21 protein-coding genes are annotated in these 17,739 nt (G+C 70.2%); 13 read left to right on the top strand and 8 right to left on the bottom strand.

Annotated features, from left to right (window positions below; translation table 11 throughout):
* The first annotated feature begins 7 nt into the window (after positions 1-7).
* The 7 genes from AC3WSN_RS26720 (at position 8) to AC3WSN_RS26690 (ending at position 6,033) form a co-directional block, all read left to right on the top strand.
* A complete protein-coding gene (locus AC3WSN_RS26720) occupies positions 8-373 on the top strand; it encodes a hypothetical protein (RefSeq protein WP_192706232.1) in 366 nt (121 codons plus the stop codon).
* A gap of 106 nt (positions 374-479) precedes the next feature.
* Positions 480-782, top strand: a complete 303-nt coding sequence (locus AC3WSN_RS26715) for a hypothetical protein (RefSeq protein WP_192706231.1) — start codon at positions 480-482, stop codon at positions 780-782.
* Positions 783-1,134: 352 nt separating this feature from the next.
* Positions 1,135-1,674 carry a Ros/MucR family transcriptional regulator gene (locus tag AC3WSN_RS26710; protein WP_192706230.1) on the top strand — a complete coding sequence of 180 codons (540 nt, stop codon included), beginning with the start codon at positions 1,135-1,137 and terminating at the stop codon, positions 1,672-1,674.
* Between the two features lie 401 nt (positions 1,675-2,075).
* Positions 2,076-2,336, top strand: a complete 261-nt coding sequence (locus tag AC3WSN_RS26705) for a hypothetical protein (RefSeq protein ID WP_492542099.1) — start codon at positions 2,076-2,078, stop codon at positions 2,334-2,336.
* Positions 2,337-2,451: 115 nt separating this feature from the next.
* On the top strand, positions 2,452-3,498 hold the full coding sequence (locus AC3WSN_RS26700) for a phosphatase PAP2 family protein (protein ID WP_492542097.1): 1,047 nt from the start codon (positions 2,452-2,454) through the stop codon (positions 3,496-3,498).
* Positions 3,499-3,570: 72 nt separating this feature from the next.
* Positions 3,571-4,500, top strand: coding sequence for an oxidoreductase (locus AC3WSN_RS26695; protein WP_492542095.1), 930 nt, complete (start codon positions 3,571-3,573; stop codon positions 4,498-4,500).
* A 60-nt stretch (positions 4,501-4,560) separates the two neighbouring features.
* Positions 4,561-6,033, top strand: a complete 1,473-nt coding sequence (locus AC3WSN_RS26690) for a protein adenylyltransferase SelO (RefSeq protein ID WP_492542093.1) — start codon at positions 4,561-4,563, stop codon at positions 6,031-6,033.
* 30 nt (positions 6,034-6,063) lie between these two features.
* Here the strand turns inward: AC3WSN_RS26690 and AC3WSN_RS26685 are convergent, their stop codons facing one another.
* The 3 genes from AC3WSN_RS26685 to AC3WSN_RS26675 form a co-directional block, all read right to left on the bottom strand.
* Complete coding sequence (locus AC3WSN_RS26685; protein ID WP_192706224.1) at positions 6,064-6,279, bottom strand: hypothetical protein; 216 nt, start codon at positions 6,277-6,279, stop codon at positions 6,064-6,066.
* 273 nt (positions 6,280-6,552) lie between these two features.
* Positions 6,553-7,029: a BLUF domain-containing protein gene (locus AC3WSN_RS26680; RefSeq protein WP_492542091.1), complete on the bottom strand. Its 477-nt coding sequence runs from the start codon at positions 7,027-7,029 to the stop codon at positions 6,553-6,555.
* On the bottom strand, positions 7,026-9,383 hold the full coding sequence (locus tag AC3WSN_RS26675) for a putative bifunctional diguanylate cyclase/phosphodiesterase (RefSeq protein WP_492542090.1): 2,358 nt from the start codon (positions 9,381-9,383) through the stop codon (positions 7,026-7,028). The genes AC3WSN_RS26680 and AC3WSN_RS26675 overlap by 4 nt, the downstream gene beginning before the upstream one ends.
* 342 nt (positions 9,384-9,725) lie before the next feature.
* On the opposite strand from AC3WSN_RS26675, the gene osmF reads away from it, so the two are divergent.
* The 4 genes from osmF to AC3WSN_RS26655 all read left to right on the top strand — a co-directional run bounded on the left by osmF (position 9,726) and on the right by AC3WSN_RS26655 (position 13,610).
* On the top strand, positions 9,726-10,634 hold the full coding sequence (gene osmF, locus AC3WSN_RS26670) for a glycine betaine ABC transporter substrate-binding protein OsmF (protein WP_492542089.1): 909 nt from the start codon (positions 9,726-9,728) through the stop codon (positions 10,632-10,634).
* 101 nt (positions 10,635-10,735) lie between these two features.
* The gene (locus tag AC3WSN_RS26665) at positions 10,736-11,944 is read left to right on the top strand and encodes an ABC transporter permease (protein WP_492542088.1); all 1,209 of its coding nucleotides are present in this window, start codon (positions 10,736-10,738) and stop codon (positions 11,942-11,944) included.
* A complete protein-coding gene (locus tag AC3WSN_RS26660) occupies positions 11,941-12,873 on the top strand; it encodes an ABC transporter ATP-binding protein (RefSeq protein ID WP_492542087.1) in 933 nt (310 codons plus the stop codon). Before AC3WSN_RS26665 ends, AC3WSN_RS26660 begins: the two co-directional genes overlap by 4 nt.
* A complete protein-coding gene (locus AC3WSN_RS26655; RefSeq protein WP_492542086.1) occupies positions 12,870-13,610 on the top strand; it encodes an ABC transporter permease in 741 nt (246 codons plus the stop codon). The genes AC3WSN_RS26660 and AC3WSN_RS26655 overlap by 4 nt, the downstream gene beginning before the upstream one ends.
* 63 nt (positions 13,611-13,673) lie before the next feature.
* On the opposite strand, the gene AC3WSN_RS26650 is transcribed toward AC3WSN_RS26655, so the two are convergent.
* Complete coding sequence (locus tag AC3WSN_RS26650) at positions 13,674-13,961, bottom strand: GCG_CRPN prefix-to-repeats domain-containing protein (RefSeq protein ID WP_492542085.1); 288 nt, start codon at positions 13,959-13,961, stop codon at positions 13,674-13,676.
* Between the two features lie 817 nt (positions 13,962-14,778).
* Between AC3WSN_RS26650 and AC3WSN_RS26645 the strand changes: the two genes are divergently transcribed.
* Together AC3WSN_RS26645 and AC3WSN_RS26640 are read left to right on the top strand one after the other, a co-directional pair.
* Complete coding sequence (locus AC3WSN_RS26645) at positions 14,779-15,288, top strand: hypothetical protein (RefSeq protein WP_192706217.1); 510 nt, start codon at positions 14,779-14,781, stop codon at positions 15,286-15,288.
* A gap of 125 nt (positions 15,289-15,413) precedes the next feature.
* On the top strand, positions 15,414-15,869 hold the full coding sequence (locus AC3WSN_RS26640) for a hypothetical protein (RefSeq protein ID WP_492542084.1): 456 nt from the start codon (positions 15,414-15,416) through the stop codon (positions 15,867-15,869).
* Positions 15,870-15,892: 23 nt separating this feature from the next.
* On the opposite strand, the gene AC3WSN_RS26635 is transcribed toward AC3WSN_RS26640, so the two are convergent.
* The 4 genes from AC3WSN_RS26635 to AC3WSN_RS26620 all read right to left on the bottom strand — a co-directional run bounded on the left by AC3WSN_RS26635 (position 15,893) and on the right by AC3WSN_RS26620 (position 17,544).
* Complete coding sequence (locus tag AC3WSN_RS26635) at positions 15,893-16,087, bottom strand: hypothetical protein (RefSeq protein ID WP_492542083.1); 195 nt, start codon at positions 16,085-16,087, stop codon at positions 15,893-15,895.
* 219 nt (positions 16,088-16,306) lie between these two features.
* Entirely contained in the window at positions 16,307-16,750 is a 444-nt protein-coding gene (locus AC3WSN_RS26630; RefSeq protein WP_492542082.1) for a hypothetical protein, read from the bottom strand.
* Complete coding sequence (locus tag AC3WSN_RS26625) at positions 16,750-17,010, bottom strand: hypothetical protein (protein WP_192706216.1); 261 nt, start codon at positions 17,008-17,010, stop codon at positions 16,750-16,752. The genes AC3WSN_RS26630 and AC3WSN_RS26625 overlap by 1 nt, the downstream gene beginning before the upstream one ends.
* 132 nt (positions 17,011-17,142) lie before the next feature.
* Positions 17,143-17,544 carry a cupin domain-containing protein gene (locus AC3WSN_RS26620; protein WP_492542081.1) on the bottom strand — a complete coding sequence of 134 codons (402 nt, stop codon included), beginning with the start codon at positions 17,542-17,544 and terminating at the stop codon, positions 17,143-17,145.
* Positions 17,545-17,739 lie beyond the last annotated feature (195 nt).

Genomic DNA, 17,739 nt, shown 5'->3' with positions numbered 1-17,739 from the left:
ATCGGACATGCAGCGATTGGGCCTGGTGCGCACCGCGACCTGGATTCTGGTCGCCCTCATCGTCGCCGTCACCCTCGTGCCGCTCGGACTCCGGCCGGTGGTAACGGCCAATCCCAGCGTCGAGCGGGCTGCGGCCTATGCGCTGACTGGGCTGCTCATGATGGTGAGCTATCCGAAGCACTGGCGGCGGATCCTGATCGGCAGCATCCTCCTGGCCGGCGGCCTGGAGGCGGCGCAGACCTTGACCGGCACGCGCCATGGCCGGTTCGACGATTTCCTGGTGAAGGCCGGTGCCGCGCTGGCGGGTGCGGTCGCGGGCCTGGCGCTCGCAGGTCTGGCGAGCCGACGCCTGAACGCTCGGGCGGGTGGATGAGTCCGGTCCGGCGCCGGCCCGTTCAGGCGGCCGGCACGCGGCTGGGCCCGGAAACTGCCGAGCTTTCCGAGCGTTGCTCCCGCGGGGGTCACACGCGAGGTGCGGCATGTTCGGCGCAGCCAAACTCACGGGACGATTCTGGTTTCGCAAAACGTGGACGGGCAAGCTGGTCCTGCTCGTCGAGGAAGAGCGGCCGCGCTGGTTCGGGCGCGGCGGGCTGACCAAGCTTCGCTGGCGCGACGCGCGCCTGCTCGATTTGGCGGAGGCACCCATGCGGACGCTGATGACGCTGGAGCGGACCTACCGGGCAGAATACGGGGCCGGTCCGGCGCGGGTTCTTCAGGCTGTCGTGCCATCCGGCAAGCGGGGCGCCATCGCCACGCCGCTCGGAGACGCCGCCAGCGCCTGAACGCTGACGAAGGCGCGGGTCGAGCCTCAGGGACAGAGCTCGACCCGCCTGCCGTTCGGCTTCTGTCCCCAAAGCCGGAGCGGCGTCCCGACAGACCACGGCAGAGTTAACGCGCCGTAAATGTCTGCGCGCCGTTCGCTTCGTCCAACCGGACACGCTCGCCCCGGAGAACCCACGCCCCGAGCGCTTTGTAACTCATTTTATCTGCGCGCAGCGGGCCACTGATCTATGTTGGTATTGAGACGCAGATACGGTAGATAACGGCGATTATCGGTTCTCTTCTCGCAGATAAGCACTTGACTGGAGAGAAGAGACTCCACGTTCATGGCTCACTCCCGCGTGAGAGGCGCTAATGGACGACAGCACTTCAGTCCCGAACCAAGATCAGATCGATTTCGTCGAACTGACCGCCGACATCGTTTCGGCTTACGTGGCCAACAACTCCGTTCCGGTCCCTGATCTGCCGACGCTTCTGTCCGGCGTTCATGCTGCTCTGACCGGTCTCGGCCAGACCTCCGCTCCGGCTGAGCCGGAGTTCAAGAAGGCGACGCCCGCTCAGATCAAGAAGTCGATCACGCCGGACGCGCTGATCAGCTTCATCGACGGCAAGCCCTACAAGACACTCAAGCGTCACCTGACCGGCAACGGCATGACCATCGAGCAGTATCGGCAGCGTTATGGCCTTCCGCCGGACTATCCGACCACGGCGTCGGCCTATTCGGCGATGCGCGCCGAGTTCGCCCGCAATGCCGGCCTCGGCCACAAGCGCCGGGCTCCGGCCGCGAAGCGCGCCGAGGTATCCGAAACCGCCCCGGCGGCTTCGGAGGCAACCGGTCGCGGTACGAAGACCGCGAAGGGCCGGAAGTCCAGAAAGGCCGACGCCGAGGCGTGAGCGTTCCGGCCCGGCCTCTCGCGAGTCGAGGCCGGAACGCCGCCGGTCAGTGCTTCTCCTCGGCCGGGCTGTGCTTCTGCGGCCCGTGGCCGTCCTGACCGGCGTTGTTGTGCTTGTGATGATCCCGGCTCTCCTGCTGGGACTGGCTGCGCGGCGCGCGGCGGGCTGTTGCGGATCCTGGCACCGCCGCCCGCCGGCACGTTCGGCCCCTCCTTGTGCTCGATCGTCCGGATCTCGAGGTCGTGGGTCTTGGTGCCTGCCATCGGTGCCTCTCGGGTTCGTCACACCCGCCGGTGGTTGCGGCGGATGCCCGGCGGACCGCGAGACCGGGATAGTGTTCCCATGCCCGGAACGAGGCGGGCGGGCAGCCGTTGCCTCGCTTGAACGCCAGGGAGCCGCGCTTGAACCAATCGATCCCCGCCCTTCTTCTCGCCGCCGCGGCCCTCATCGGCGTCCCGGCAACGGTCGCGGCGCAGGACAGGGCCAGCCCTGGGCAGGCGCCGCCGGCCGAGGCCGCCGGCAAGCCGGCCGCCGACACGCAGGACCCGGGCAAGACCGCCACGGAGGCCGTGACCCATCCCTCCGCGGTGCCGCCCACCGAAGGCGCTGTCGGCACCGGCAAGCCGCCGACCAGCGGAGAAGCGCCGGCCTCGGGCCGCTAGACCGCGCGGCGCAGTGCGGACGGACCCGAAGCGTCCGCGCGCGAACCAATGCGGCCTTCGGGAGTCTCCCTGTCGCGGCCAAGCATCGGCTGTGGCGGGCGAGGTAGACCGGATCATGCGTCAAGACGGGGTCGTTCAAGCCCATCGCGAACCCGCCGCGCCCGATCGAGCCCGCACCCGTCCCTGGCTCCGGCACCTGCACCGGCACACGTCCGGGATCGCCGCCCCCGACCCCCGCCTCTGGGCACTCGCCCTCGCGATCGTCGGGATCGATGCCGTGTGGATGCGGATCGCCCGGATCGACGCCGAACCGGCGGGCTTCGCGCTCGCGGCGGCGGCCGTCGCGATCCTCCTGATCGCTGCAGCCTGCTTGAGCACGCTGAAGTCGGACCCGCCCTTACGCGGAATGGCCCTGGGGAGCGCGTTTCTGATCGCCTTCACGGTCCCGGTGGCGGTCCTGCACTTCCTTGCGGCGGGGCTCGCGCTGCCCTTCGTCGATGGCTCGCTGGCCCGGTTCGAGGCCGGCCTCGGCTTCGACTGGACGGGCTACGTGGCCTTCCTGGCGCGGCATCCGACCCTGTCATGGTGGCTGGCGCTCGCCTACCATTCCAGCGGACCGCAGGTCGGTCTCGTGGTGATCGCGCTGAGCGCCGCCCGCCGGCTCGGGCGGCTGTGGACTTACGTCCGGCTGTTTTCCGTGACGCTCCTGTGCGTGATCGTCGTCGCCGCGCTGCTGCCGGCGCTGGGGCCCTACGCGTACTACGCGCCGAGGATCGTTCCGGCGGAGCACCTGGAGACGGTCGGGGCGCTCTGGCACCTGGAGCCGGTGGCGCGGCTGCGGACCGGCACGCTGGACACGCTCGCGCTCGGCGACCTGCGGGGCCTCGCGACATTCCCGTCCTTCCACGTCTGCCTGGCGATCCTGACAGCCTGGGCGCTGGCACCGGTCCCGGTGCTCGGGCCCCTCGCGATCCTGCTCAACGCCGCCGTGATCGTCGCGACGATCGGCGCAGGCGGCCATTACCTGCCGGACGTGCTGGCCGGGGCGCTGCTCGCGGGCGCGGCCCTCGCGTGTCGGACCAGGGGCCGGCGCCGCGAGACGGTCACCGCACTGGAATGTCCACCGCCCACCGCCGGCGCGATCGGCGCGGCCGACGCCTGAGGGATGCGGCAGCGGGACCGCGAACCAGCGCGTATCCGGGAGATTAGCCGGACAGCGGAGAAGCGAGGGACCATGCCCCAGACCCGATGGACGACCCGCTCCATGCCGAGCCTGGCCGGACGGTGCGCGGTCGTCACCGGCGCCACCAGCGGGATCGGCTACGAGGCGGCGCTCGCACTGGCGGGTGCCGGCGCCGAAGTCGTCCTCGCCGCCCGGGACACGGCGAAATCCGAGCGCGCGATAGCATCGATCCGGCGACGGCACCCGGGCGCCCGGCTCGCATTTGAGTCCCTCGACACCGCGCGCCTCACCTCCGTCCGGGCCTTCGGCGAGCGGTGGCAATCCGAGGGCCGACCGATCGACATCCTGTTGCTCAACGCCGGCATCGCCACCGTGCCGAACCGCGAGGAGACCGAGGACGGGTTCGAGCGCCAGCTGGGCACGAACTATCTCGGCCATTTCGCCCTGACCGGCCTGCTCCTGCCCTTCATCCGACGGGATGCGGCTTCGCGGGTCGTCGAGGTCGCGAGCCTCGCCCACAGGCCCGGGCGGATCCATTTCGACGATCTCCAGCTTGCCCGCTCGTATGGCCCGCAGCGCGCCTACCGGCAGTCGAAGCTCGCGATGTTGATGTTCGGCCTTGAGCTCGACCGGCGGCTGAAGGCGGCCGGCTCGCCGATCCGGTCTGTCCCGGCCCATCCCGGCGCGGCCCGCACGGATGTCTTCCGGCGCGGCGACCGGGCCGGGCCGGTCCAGCGGCTCGCCGGGCACGCGATTTTCTCGGTGATCGGCCAGTCCGCCGCACAGGGAGCGCTGCCGCTGCTCTTCGCCGCCACCGCACCCGAGGCGGAGGGCGGCGCCTATTACGGGCCGGACGGGATCTGGGAATTGAAGGGCCATCCGACCCGCGCCGACATCGCCGCGCACGCCCGGGACAAGGGCACGGCGGAGCGGCTCTGGTCGGTGTCCGAGGCGCTCACCGGGATCCGCTGCGCCGTCTGACCCCGCACCCGCCGCGCGGCTCCGCTTGCCCGCCCGCCACCCCTTCCATAGATCCTGACGATGACAGCCCTTCCCTTCGACAACAGCTACGTCCGCCTACCGGAGCGCTTCTACGCCCGCCGCGCGCCGACGCCCGTGGCGGCACCCCGCCTGATCCGGCTGAACCGGGCGCTGGCCGAGGCGCTCGGCCTCGACCCGGACTGGCTGTCAGGCCCCGAGGGCGTGGCGGCGCTTGCCGGGAACGGTGTGCCGGACGGCGCCGATCCGATCGCGGCCGCCTATGCCGGGCACCAGTTCGGCAACTTCGTGCCGCAGCTCGGCGACGGCCGCGCGATCCTGCTCGGCGAGGTGATCGACCGGATGGGACACCGCCGCGACATCCAGCTCAAGGGCTCGGGCACGACGCCGTTCTCCCGGCGCGGCGACGGGCGCGCGGCGCTCGGTCCGGTGCTGCGCGAATACCTTGTCAGCGAGGCGATGGCGGCGCTCGGCATCCCGACGACGCGCGCGCTCGCCGCCGTCACGACGGGTGAGCCCGTGGTGCGCGAGACCCTGCTGCCCGGCGCGGTCCTCACCCGCGTGGCCGCCAGCCACATCCGGGTGGGCACCTTCCAGTTCTTCGCGGCGCGGGGCGATGTCGAGGGCGTGCGGGCGCTTGCCGACCATGTCGTGGCCCGGCACTATCCGGAGGCCGCGCAGGCGGCGAACCCTTACCGGGCGTTGCTGGACGCGGTCATCGTCAGGCAGGCCGAGCTGGTGGCGCGCTGGCTGCTCGTGGGCTTCGTCCACGGCGTGATGAACACCGACAACATGTCGGTCGCCGGCGAGACGATCGATTACGGCCCCTGTGCCTTCCTCGACGCCTATGATCCTCGAACGGTCTACAGCTCCATCGATCGGAACGGGCGCTACGCCTACGGCGAGCAGCCGCGCATCGCGCTCTGGAACCTGACGCGGCTGGCCGAGACTCTGCTGCCGCTGCTCGCCGACGACGAGAGCGTTGCGGTCGCCGAGGCGGAAGCGGCGCTCGCCGGCTACGCGGCGCGCTTCGAGGCCGCCTATCACGGCGGACTCGGCCGGAAGCTCGGTCTGGGCGAGACACGCGAGGGCGACCCTGCGCTGGCGGGCGACCTCCTCAAGCGCATGGCCGAGAACCAAGCCGACTTCACGCTGACGTTCCGGAACCTGTGCGCCGCGGCAGAGCGGTCGGAGATGGGGGCGGTGCGCGACCTGTTCGTTGACCCCACGGCCTTCGATGACTGGGCTTCCCGCTGGCGCGAGCGGCTGGCTCTGGAGGGCCGCGACCCCGCTGCCACCGCGGCGGCGATGCGGGCGGTCAACCCGGCCTTCATCCCGCGCAACCACCGCGTGGAGGCGATGATCGAGGCTGCTGTGGAGCGGGGCGACTTGACCCCCTTCGAGACGCTTCTGACCGTGCTGTCCCGGCCCTACGCTGAGCAGCCAGAGAACGCTGCCTACGCAGAGGCACCCGCGGGGGGCGGCGTCGGCTACCGGACGTTCTGCGGCACCTGACCCAGGGCGGGGTCTCGGCTCGGAGCTTCCTCAGGCGTGGGGCCAAGTATAGATTTCGTGCACGTTGCCGTCGGCCCGGAACCAGTGCACGCGGGTGGCCGGATTGAACCCATGATCCCGGTACGAGGTGGCGATCAGCGACACGAGCGCCGCCGCCGCCGAACGATCATGGATGTCATAGGCCAGGAGTTGCGGAGACCGCCCATCCATCTGGGCGAGATCGCGAACGAAGATCGAATACGACATACGCCTCACTCGGCCCGATCTTAAAACAACCTATGCGAGTATAAATCACACGGACCGTAGCCGTTCATTGCAGGCTGCCGTAAAGGTTAATCGGTTTTAACCAGCCTCCGGCGCTTTTGTCGGATCTTCGTCGAACGGGATGCGGCGAAGCTCGCGTACCGCGGGTGGCTTCACGTGATCACGCCCGGTGATCACCCTGCCCTGTTCGTGAAGCGCCGGAGCCGCGTGGAGAACCTGAGGGAATGCTGCTTCGCGGCCGGCTGCGCCCGGATTTCAGGACGCGCGCATGAATGGGATCGGCTCGCGATCCATCCCGACAGCCGTTGTCTGAAGCAGCGCCAGCATCAGCTTCATCGCCGCCGCGGCAGCCTCGACGCATTCGGCCTCGCTGTCGAGTCGGTCCAGCAAGGCACCGGCATCGGCATCCGGCACCAGATGGCTCATGGGGCCGCTGCCGAAGGCCGGTTCGAGCACGGGTCCGCACTCGACCACCTCGATGCCGGTATGGCGCAGGTCGCAGCAGATCCGGTCGAAGGTCTCCTCCACGGCGGAGGCCGGCCCTTCCAGAGCCTGCACGAAGTGCAGGCTGGCAAAGAGCAGCGCACCGGTGACGCCGGCCCCAGCATTCCGGTGCTGGGACGCCGCCACGATCGCGCCGACGATGCGCTGCACCTCCGCAGGGCTGCCCGCGATCGCGCTGCGGCTCCGGTAGACCAGCCGGAACAGGTCGGAGCGGTCCCTGGGATTCATGCGGCCTCGCGCGCGTCGACGAACGACAGGAACTCCGCTTCCGGCAGCGGGCGGCTGACGTGATAGCCCTGCACCTGGTCACAACCTGAGGCGGCCGTGAAGGCGAATTGCTCGGCCGTCTCGACGCCTTCGACGGTGATGGTCATGCCGAGGCACGCCCCCATGGTGATGATCGCCCGGACGATGGCGGCGCTCTCCGGGTCGCCCGGAAGCTGCCGCACGAAGGATCGGTCGACCTTGATCTTGTCGAAGGGAAAGCGGCGCAGGTAGCTCAGCGAGGAGTAGCCCGTCCCGAAATCGTCCATCGAGATGCTGACGCCCGCCGCCCGCAATCGGGTCAGGGTGGCGAGGGTGCGCTCTTCGTCGGCCAGCAGCACGCCCTCGGTGATCTCCAGCTCCAGGCGGTTTGCGGCAAGGCCGGAAGCGGTGAGCGCCGCCTTCACGGTCTCGGCGAGGCGGAGGTCCCGGAACTGGGCCGGGGAGAGATTAACGGCCACCCGGATGTGCGACGGCCAGCGGGCCGCCTGGGTGCAGGCCGTGCGCAGGACCCATTGTCCCAGCGGTCCGATCAGGCCCGTCTCCTCGGCGAGCGGGATGAAATCGGCGGGCGGGACGAGGCCGCGCTCCGGATGGCGCCAGCGCACCAGCGCTTCCGCCGCGGTGATCCGGCCCGAGCGCGCATCCACCAGTGGCTGATAGTGCAGCTCGAATTCCTGCACCACGATCGCGCGGCGCAGGTCCGCCTCCAGGCTGCGCCGGGCTTGAAGGCGCGCGTCCAGCATGGGATCGAACCGGCGGAAGGTGCCCTTGCCATCCGCCTTGGCCTTGTACAGCGCGAGGTCGGCGTTGCGCAGCAGCGTGCCGGGCTCGTCGCCATCCGCCGGCGCCAGCGCGGCACCGACCGAGGCGCCGACATTGACGAGCTGGCCGTCGATCAGGAACGGGCGGTCGATCAGCTCGATGATGCGCGCGGCCAGAGCCTGCACCGCCTCTGGACCGTCCGGGGCGGGCTGCAGGATCGCGAATTCGTCGCCGCCGAGCCGCGCGACCACGTCCTGCGGGCCCAGCGCCGCCGTAAGGCGCTGGGCCGTCTTGCGCAGCAGCGTGTCGCCGAGACCGTGCCCGAGGGTATCGTTCACGAGCTTGAACCGGTCGAGATCGAGAATGAAGACCGCGAAGGGCTGATCGCGTTCGCCGCAGGACGCGGCGTGGCGGGCGAGCAGGTCGTGGAAATGGGCGCGGTTCGGCAGGCCGGTCAGCGCGTCCGAATAGGCCAGCATGCGCATCCGCGACTCGGTCTGCAGGCGCTCCCGCTGATCGCGGACGGCCAGCACGGTCTGAAGCCCGCTGCCGAGGGGGACTTCGCTGCGCAGCACGCGCACCGGCACGCTCTGCCCGTCGGCGCCGATCAGCTCGGCCTCCCGCTCCTCGCGCTCGGGCAGGGCCGAGACGACGAGGCCGGGCAGGACTTCCGACAGGCGGCGGCCGCTCAGCGCACCGGCGCCGACACCCGACATCTGCTCCAGGCTCCGGTTGGCGGTCTTGATGGTCTCGCCGTCGCAGACGGCGAGACCTTCGACGGCGAGGTTGGCCAGCTCACGCAGTCGCTCCTGGTCCCGTCGGGCCTGCGCCCGGGCGCTCAGGGTCAGGCGCAGGCCGACGAGGGCCAGGGTCAGGAGCCCGAACGAGACGCACGCCACGATCGGCGCCACCACCTCCGGCGGGACCGCCTCGGCCGGCAGCGGTCGCTCCGGATCGAAGGTCAGCGTCATCGCCGCCATGCCGCCGAGATGGAGGACACCGATCCCCGCAAGCAGCAGCGGTGCCGCCGCCCGCCGCCACGGACGCCGCCGCTCGCCGGCGACCATCAGGGCCGCACCGAACATCAGCAGGCTCGCCGCCAGCGAGACGGCCACGAGGGCTGGATCCCACTCCACGGTCCCGGCGACCAGGTAGGAGGCCTCGCCGAGATAGTGCAGCGCCGCGATGCTGATCCCGAGGGCGAGGCCGGCCGCGAACCGGCGTGCCCGATCCCGCTGGCCGATCACGAATCCGATGCTGATCCCGATGCCGCCGATGGCGATCAGGAGCGACAGGGCCGTGAGGGTCGGCTCGAAGCCGGCGGGCATGCCGGGCCTGAAGGCGAGCAGTGCGACCATGTGGGTGGCCCAGGCGGTGCAGCCCGACGCCACGATGGCGGCGGCGCCCCAGGTCCAGGCGGCACGCCCCGCCGAGCGCGCCGCCTGAGCCGCCACCGAGAACGAGCCGTAGACGCCAGTGACGCAGATGCCCGCAGCGAGCAGGATGAGGCGGTGATCATGTGCCTCGGTGAGACACGTATAGACGGATCGCATGGCAAGCTCCGAGGCTTAAGGCCTAGGCTCGACCGGTTAATCAAAATCCCTATAGCCAGCAGCGAAAGTTACTCCGACCTCACGAAAGATCAGTCTTCATCCCTGATCCGTTAATCTGCGTTATGGTTCGAACTGTCGCGCAGCGAACAACACAACATGTGTTGCGGTCGAGGCCCGACGGCGCGACAATTCGCGCCAGGTCGCCGGTCTTGGACCAGCGCCGTCTCTCTGTCGCGACGCCCGCGACGCTTCGCGCTCGACGGCCTCCTCCGTCTCGGTCCTGAACCCCCTGGCGAAAAGCGCTACGGACGATCGGATGACGCAGACGGGATGTCTCACGCGATGACGAAGCGGTTTCTGGTGGGATTCCTCGCGCTGCTTCTGACGGTGGCCGGCGTGCAGGCGGCCGGCATCGTCGTGTCATCCAAGCTCGATACGGAGGGCGGCGTCCTCGGGAACATCATCCTGCAGGCCCTGAAGGCCAAGGGCCTGCCGACCGTCGACAAGATCGAGCTCGGTGCCACACCGATCGTGCGCCAAGCCCTGCTGGAGGGTCAGATCGACATCTACCCGGAATATACCGGCAACGCGGCGTTCTTCTTCGGCAAGGCAGACCTCCCGGTCTGGAAAGATCCGGAGGCTGCCTACGAGACCGCCAGGACCCTCGATCTCCAGGCGAACGACCTCGTCTGGCTGAATCCGGCCTCGGCCGACAACACCTGGGCGATCGCGGTCCGCGCGGACATCGCCCGGGCCAACGGCCTGCGGACGATGAGCGATTTCGGCCGCTATGTGGCCGGCGGCAGCCGGATCAAGCTCGCCGCGTCCTCGGAATTCGTCTCCGCGCCGGCCGCGCTCCCGGCCTTCGGCAAGGCCTACGGCTTCGCGCTGAGGCCGGACCAGCTCGTCATCCTGTCGGGCGGCGACACCGCCGGCACGATCGCCGCGGCGATGCGAGGCACCTCCGGCACGAACGCCGCCATGGTGTTCGGCACCGACGGCAGCCTCACCGTCGCGCGGCTCGTCGTCATGGCGGACGACAAGCGCGTCCAGCCGGTCTACCAGCCGGCGCCGGTGGTCCGCGGGCCGGTTCTCAAGGCGCATCCGGAGATCGCCGCGGTGCTCGATCCGATCTTCCGCAGGCTCGACCTGGCCACGCTGCAGGAGCTCAACGGCCGCGTGCAGCTCGGCGGCGAGCCGGCCTCGTCCGTCGCGGCGGATTTCCTGAGGCGGAACGGCTTCGTGCCCTAGGCGCCCTCAGCCGGAGCACGGCCTTCAGAGCCGCCCCGGATTGCAACGCGGCGGGAAACGGCTCTAGTGCGGGCCAGTTACGGCCGCGCTCGGAGCACCGGATGAGCGGACACATGGCGGCACAGGCGCGCGCCGGTTCCCGCCCGGCTCGGACGGCGGCCGACCCGCTGGGTTCGGTCTTCGTGGCCCTCCTCGGCCTCGGCCTCCTGGCCCTGCCGCTGGTGACGGCGCGCCCGAACCGGATCGCGTTGGGCACGCCCCTGATGGCGTGGTCGGCCCTGCCCCTCGGCCAAGCCCTGGCGCTCGGCGCCGTCCTCGGATGCGTCGCGCCGCTGCTCGCGCTGCGGATCGGACCGGGCCTGCGCCTCGCCGCCGGGAGTGCCGCGCTCGGGCTGCTCTGCCTCGCGGCCGGCTGGGCGGCCGATCACCTGACGCCGCCCGGCGACCGCTACAGCCGGATCTCCCTGGATGCGGGCTGGTGGCTGGCCTTCGCGGCCGCCGGCCTCGCGGCCGGCGACGGGCTGGCGCGGCTGCGGCCGAGCCCGGCGCTGCGGATCGGCGCGCTGGCGCTCGTTGCAGCCCTCGTAGGGCTCGTCCTGCGCTCCGGGTTTTGGGACAACCTCTCGGTGCTGCGGGAATATGTCGGCCGCTCCGACACGTTCGGCCGGGAGGTCCGGACCCATGCCGGCCTCGCCCTGTCCTCGGTGGCCGCCGCCGCCCTGGTCGGGATTCCGGCGGCGATCCTGGCCCGCCCGGTCCCCACCTTACGGGCGGCGCTGCTCTCGGTCCTCAACGTCGTGCAGACGATCCCGTCGATGGCCCTGTTCGGGATGCTGATCGCTCCCCTCGCCTGGATCGGCCGCACGGTCCCGGGGGCGGCGGATCTCGGCATCGCGGGGATCGGCGCCGCGCCGGCCTTCGTGGCCCTGTTCGCCTACGCGCTCCTGCCGGTCACCGCCGCGACCGTCGCCGGCCTCGACGCCGTGCCCGGGCCGGTGCGCGACGCGGCGCGGGGTGTCGGCATGACCGACCGGCAGCGCCTCGCCCAGGTGGAGCTGCCGCTCGCTCTCCCGGCCATCCTCACCGGTATCCGCATCGTGCTCGTCCAGAATATCGGGCTGGCGGTGATCGCCGGGCTCGTCGGCGGCGGCGGTCTCGGCGTGTACGTCTTCCAGGGCATCAGCCAGAATGCGGGCGACCTCGTGCTGCTCGGCGCGCTGCCGACGGTGGTCATGGCCAGCGGCGCGGCGGTGCTGCTCGATGCGGTCATAGACCTCAGTCGCGGCCGGGCGGTGGACCGGACCCCATGATCGAACTCGCGCATGTCAGCCGCGTCGTCGGCGGGCGCACGATCGTGGCCGATGTCAGCCTGCGGGTCGCGGCCGGAACGATTCTGACGGTGGTCGGCACCTCGGGTTCGGGCAAGACGACCCTGCTGCGGCTGATCAACCGCCTCGTCGAGCCGAGCGCCGGCACGATCCGGGTGGCGGGCCGGGACGTCCGGACCGTTCCGCCCCACGCGCTGCGCCGCGAAATCGGCTACGCCATCCAGGGTCACGGGCTGTTTCCCCACCGCACCGTCGCGGAGAATGTCGGCGTGGTGCCCAAGCTCCTCGGCTGGGACCGGGCGCGGATCGCCGCGCGGGTCGACGAGCTCCTCGCCCTGTTCCGTCTCGATCCGGCGCTCTACCGGGACCGCTTTCCGGCGGCGCTCTCCGGCGGCGAGCAGCAGCGGATCGGCGTCGCCCGCGCCCTGGCCGCCGAGCCGCCGATCCTGCTGATGGACGAACCCTTCGGCGCCCTCGACCCGATCATCCGCGGCCGGGCTCAGGACGATTTGAAGGCAATCCAGCAGCGCTACGGCACCACCATCGTGCTGGTGACCCACGACATGAACGAAGCGCTGCGCCTCGGCGACCGAACCGCAGTAATGGACCGGGGGCGCCTTGTGCAGGAGGCCGACCCGACGGCTCTGATCGGCGCGCCGGCGACCGAATTCGTCGGCGCCCTGCTCGGCCGCGGCGACCGCGCCTTCCAGCTCATGGCTTTGCGGATCGTGGACGATCTCGTCGAGCCCGGCTCGGCGCCGGGCGCGCCGATCCCGGCCGGCACCTCGGTGCGCGACGCCCTGGCCGAGAGCCTGTGGTCGCAGCGCCCGGCCCTGCCGGTGAGCCGCGACGGCTTCATCCTGGGCCGGGTGACGCGGGCGACCCTCGAGGCGCAGGGCGCGGGCCCGTGAGCCGGGCGTCGATCCCGAAGGCCGCGCTGCTCGTCCTGCTGGTCGCGTTCCTGGCGGCGCCGGACGCGTTCGCGGGGCTGTTCCGGCCGTTCGCGCCCGCCGGCACCCCGCCGATCTACACGCAGACCCCGCTCCTGACGCTGGCCGTCAACCACCTCCTGCTGGTCGCCGGCGCGACTTTGGCGGCCAGCCTGCTCGCCCTGGGCTCCGCAATCGCGGCGACCCGGCCGGCCGGGCGCGACGTCCTGCCCTTCGCCCGCGCGCTCGCCAATCTCGGCCAGACCTTCCCGCCGGTCGCCGTCCTGGCGCTGGCGGTGCCGATCTTCGGCTTCGGCACGGTCCCGACGCTGATCGCCCTCGTCCTGTACGGGTTGCTGCCGATCTTCGAGACGGCCCTGACCGGCCTGGAGGGCCTCGATCCGGCGCTGATGGAGGCGGCACGCGGCATCGGGATGACCGATCGCCAGCGGCTCGTGCAGGTGGAGCTCCCCCTCGCGTTGCCGATGATCCTCTCGGGGATCCGGCTCTCGGCCGTCATCGGCCTCGCGACGGCGACGATCGGCTCGACAGTCGCGGCCAGCACCCTCGGCGAGGTCATCGTCTCCGGCCTTCTCACCGGCAACACCGCCTACGTCCTGCAGGGCGGCCTCGTGGTCTCGGCGCTGGCGATCCTGATCGACGCCGGCCTGCGCGCGCTCGAAGCCGGAGCGGCGCGCCGGGCCGGGTCTCATCGGTAGGAGCGATGGGACGCCTCGGACGGGAGCCGGCACGCGCGTGCCGGCTCCGCGGCCTTCACCCGATTACCATCCGTGGTGCCAAGCCGCGTGACGCCAGCCGCCATGATGGTGCCAACCCCAGGGGCGGTGCCAACCGACGCGGCGCCAGGCCCAGGGACGGTGCCAGCCGTAGACCACCGGCCGTGCGTAGTAGACCGGGCGGTAGGCGTAGGGGCGCCAATTGGGCTTGCACCAGCCGTAGAAGCCCCTGTGGAACCCGGGGCCGCAGCCCTGCGCGGCGTCCGCCGTGCCGATTGTGGCGGTCAGGGTGCCGAGCGCGAGGAATGCGGCGCCTGCAAGCTTCATTCGCATGTCTTCCTCCTGTCAAATGCAAGCAAAGTCATCACGTGGCGACGCTCGATCGAGATGTCGTCCGTTGTTGCCCGGCCGTTTGCGAAAAGCCGGAAGTGCACCCAAAACATCCAGACAGAGAAAGCGTTTCTTCACGAATATGTGCGCAGGCCGGCCCGCGATTGAGCGCGAAGCTCTGCCGGAAACCTGCACTTTGCCCGGACGCGGCCATCCGGTTCCGACACTGTGCTTACGAGCACATGCCGGAGACCGCACCAGGGCGCGGCCGGGGGACGGGAAGCGCATCGGAGCCGTCCGGCCGGCCCGCCGCCATGCCGAGGGAGGTGCGGCCTGGAATTCTGCTCAACCAGGCGGCGCTCCTTCCGCTCCTCGATATGGAACGGAGCACCAAGGCCGCCGCTCCAGCGACCGCCGACAACCAGGACGTCGATGAGCCCCGATACAGAGCTCTGCGGCTACGGGCGCACGGTTCGCGACGCCCTCAGCCATGATCCGCGACCAGCCACGACGAACAGCTCCGGCCGTGCAGCACGATCGGGCGGTGGGCCAACGTCACCGAGAATTGCACCACCTCATGGACATGAATTCGGCCCACTCCATCGTGGGCCGAACATTGCACAACATCAGTTACATAGAATTGTTGAATATTGATTTTGTCAGCATCACTCTTCGCCTGGCGCAATCGATTCGGAGGACCAGACCTCGGAACGACGATCGGTTTCAAACGGCCTTCTCTGCGCCTGATAGGGAGGTTACCGTGACAAGAAGGGACAGACGGACAACATCGCTCGTCACCTGTACGGCGGCGACACTCGGAATGCTGCTTCTGAGTTCCGGACCGTCGGCCGCGGAGGACATGCCGCGCCAGGGCGAGTTCCGGATCACCTACACGGCGACGATTCCGGCCGCGCCGAAACCTGTGACAATCGGCGAGAACCGCATGGCGTCCGCCACGATCAACATGATGACGGCCGTCAACGAGTCCGGCGGGAAGCTCCTGCACAACATGGCCGGCCGCTGCACCTCCGCGCCGCTGATCGACAACACCGCCAAGACGGTCGAGAACCACGGCTATTGCGACTACGTCGATGCCGACGGCGACCACGTGTTCGAGAAGTGGGACTATCCGGTGCAGCCTCTCGGGGCGGCGAACGAGGGCACGGGCGAGTGGATCGGCGGCACGGGCAAGTTCGCCGGCCTGTCCGGCACGATGAAGATCCGCTCCCGCCGACTGAACACGCTCACGGACGGGGCCGTGCAGGTGGTCGGCGAGAAGCTCGGCAGCTACAGCTTTACCAACACCGTGGCGAGCGCCAAGCCGAATTGAGGGCGTAGCGTCAGGGGCCCGAGACCGCGCGTCGGTCCCGGGCTCCAGCCGGTCTCGGCGAGACGTCCCGGATCTCGCGATGAGCGGCGGGACAGACGGACGGGCTTGGCGGTATGACGGCGGCCATGAAGTCCGTGATGACGCCTGCGGACCGGGATCGGTTCGAGAAATGCCTCGTGCTCGCCGAGCACGGCGCCACGGCCGGTGAACGGACGGCCGCCCGCGCGGCCGCCGAACGCATCGCCCGCGGCGCCGGCCTGACGCTGGTCGAGGCGACCCGGGCGTTCGGGCAACGGCGAGAGGCACCGCGCTCGGAAGCCCGGCCCTCGCCGGCACCCCGCCGTCCCTACGCCTGGGCCCAGCCGAAGGAGCCGGTGAAGCCTGTCACCGTCGAGGAGCTGGCGCGCCAGAAGGCCGAGACCGAAGCTTGGCGGAAGCGGGCTTCGGCCGCTGCCGATCGCCAGAGAAAGCGGGAGCGTGCGGAACAGGACGCCTACGCGGCCGAGGAGCGGGCCCGGCAGGCCGAGCGCGACCGCGACTGGGCGCGCGCCCGCGCCGCGGCCGCGTCGAGCGAGCGCTAGACCCGTCGGTCCTGCGCGGCGGTTCAGCGGTGCCGCAGGACCGCTGTCCTGTGATGCGCGCGCTTCCCGCGATGGCGGTGCCGGACACGCGGCCTCGACACGGCCTGTGGCGCCGCGTCCGGGAGCGCCGCCGCGTTCGGCGGCGGCGCGGCGACGCCGTCATGCGCCGCGATCACGCGGCGCGCCTCCTCGACGCTCATGTCACAGGCGCTGGTCATGCCTTGCAACGCGCCCAACGCCCGATTGTATTCGGGCAGGTTGGTGCATCCGGGAACGCCCCAGGCCCGAGCCGCAACTGGCGCTCCGACCAACGCAGCGACCACGACGGCGGCAAAACCCTTCCTGAACGACAAAGCCTACCCTCCCGCGGTCGAGGCCCGAGACCGACCAAAGCCAAGAATCAACACGCGACAGCCCACGAAGGGTGCGCGCCGGGCTCAGGCGCCGCCGCACATGTGCTGCGAATCTGGCAACGTCCAGGAATCGAGAGTCCGCAGGTTGGTGGTGGTGTACATCTTCCCGCGATCGTCGCCCTTCGGACAGCCTTTCGGCAGGGCGACAAGGCAGGTGATCGCGCGGTCGCCGACCCGCGATCGCGCAACGGCTTCGACATACGCGTAGGAAATTCCGTAGACGCCGTTCTTCAGGTCGACGCTGGTTCCCTCGTCGAGGCCGTCGCGCTGCGGCTTCACCAGCCGGTCGCTGAACCGCGTCCCGATCCGCGCGATGGTGGTGGCGACGCAGGTGCCGATCCGCGTCGGGACCTGGGCCTGCGCCGCTCCTGACGGAATGCCGGTCCCGACCGCGATCCCGCAGACGACCATGGCCGCGCCGAAACAGACCCGCACGGCCTTCTGGCGGCGCCCGCCCGAACCCGCCATCAGGCGGCTTCGAGGAGGAAGTTGGTGCGGCGGAACATCAGCTCGCGACGGTAGAAGTAGACGCCGCGGTGCCGCATGGCCTCGTGTGCCGCGTCGACATCGAACCCGAACGGTCTGTCCCGCGACGTGTCGATGCAGCTCACATACATCCACTGCACGCCGTCGATCATCTGCGGAATCGGCTGATCCTGCCGAATGGCGCAGAACTGCCGGTCGTCGGTCGCCTTGACGAAGATGTAGTAGGTCTTCCGCGCGCACATCCGAACCTCCAGGGACCCGGGCGATGTATCCGCAACGCAACGGTCAAGCTATAAAGTGATTCGAGCCGAATAGTCAAGCTTTCGACACATTGTCGCCACGTATGAGGCAGCCCCTCCCCTGTAGCGACCGGCTCAGTCGGCAGCCTCCTGGAGCGGCCGGCCCTTGTCGACGACGTAGACCGACAGGATCTTCAAGGTCCTGTCGCCGACCACCGTGTAGCCGGCATGGGGGACGCCGCGCTTGTTGATCCCGCGCTCGCCCGTGGGCCGCTCCTTCGGCTCCTGACCGGGCAACTGCGCCGAGCCGCCCTCGATGACGTAGAAGGCCTCCTCGCCGTTATGAAAGTGTCGCCGCGAGGTCGCCCCTGGCGGAATCTCGACCAGCTGCATGACGATCTCCCGGCTGTCGTCGCCCGAGACCGGCATGCGGCTGAGCTCGGTCCGCTTGACCTCCTGCGCCGTCGCGGCGCCCGCGAGGATCAGGGTGCCCGCCACACAGAAGCCCGCCACAGCAAGGCCGCGCCCGCATCTCATGTCATCCTCCCGGTTTCGGTCAGAATGACACGGCCCCGCTCGGCCAGGAACGCCCGGACGGTTGCCGGTCGTTACAGCCTCGCTGATTGGATCGCCCATCGACGCACGTCTCCGCCGCCCGCGAAGCGGAAGAAGCGCACGACCACCTTCGGCACGCAGAGGTCGCCCCCGGCTACGCCGCCAAGCGTTCGCAGA

This window comes from Methylobacterium sp. FW102-HT35C08 (genome assembly GCF_058790235.1).
The sequence above is the reverse complement of the archived record's forward strand: the minus strand, read 5'-3'. Positions and strand labels throughout refer to the sequence as shown.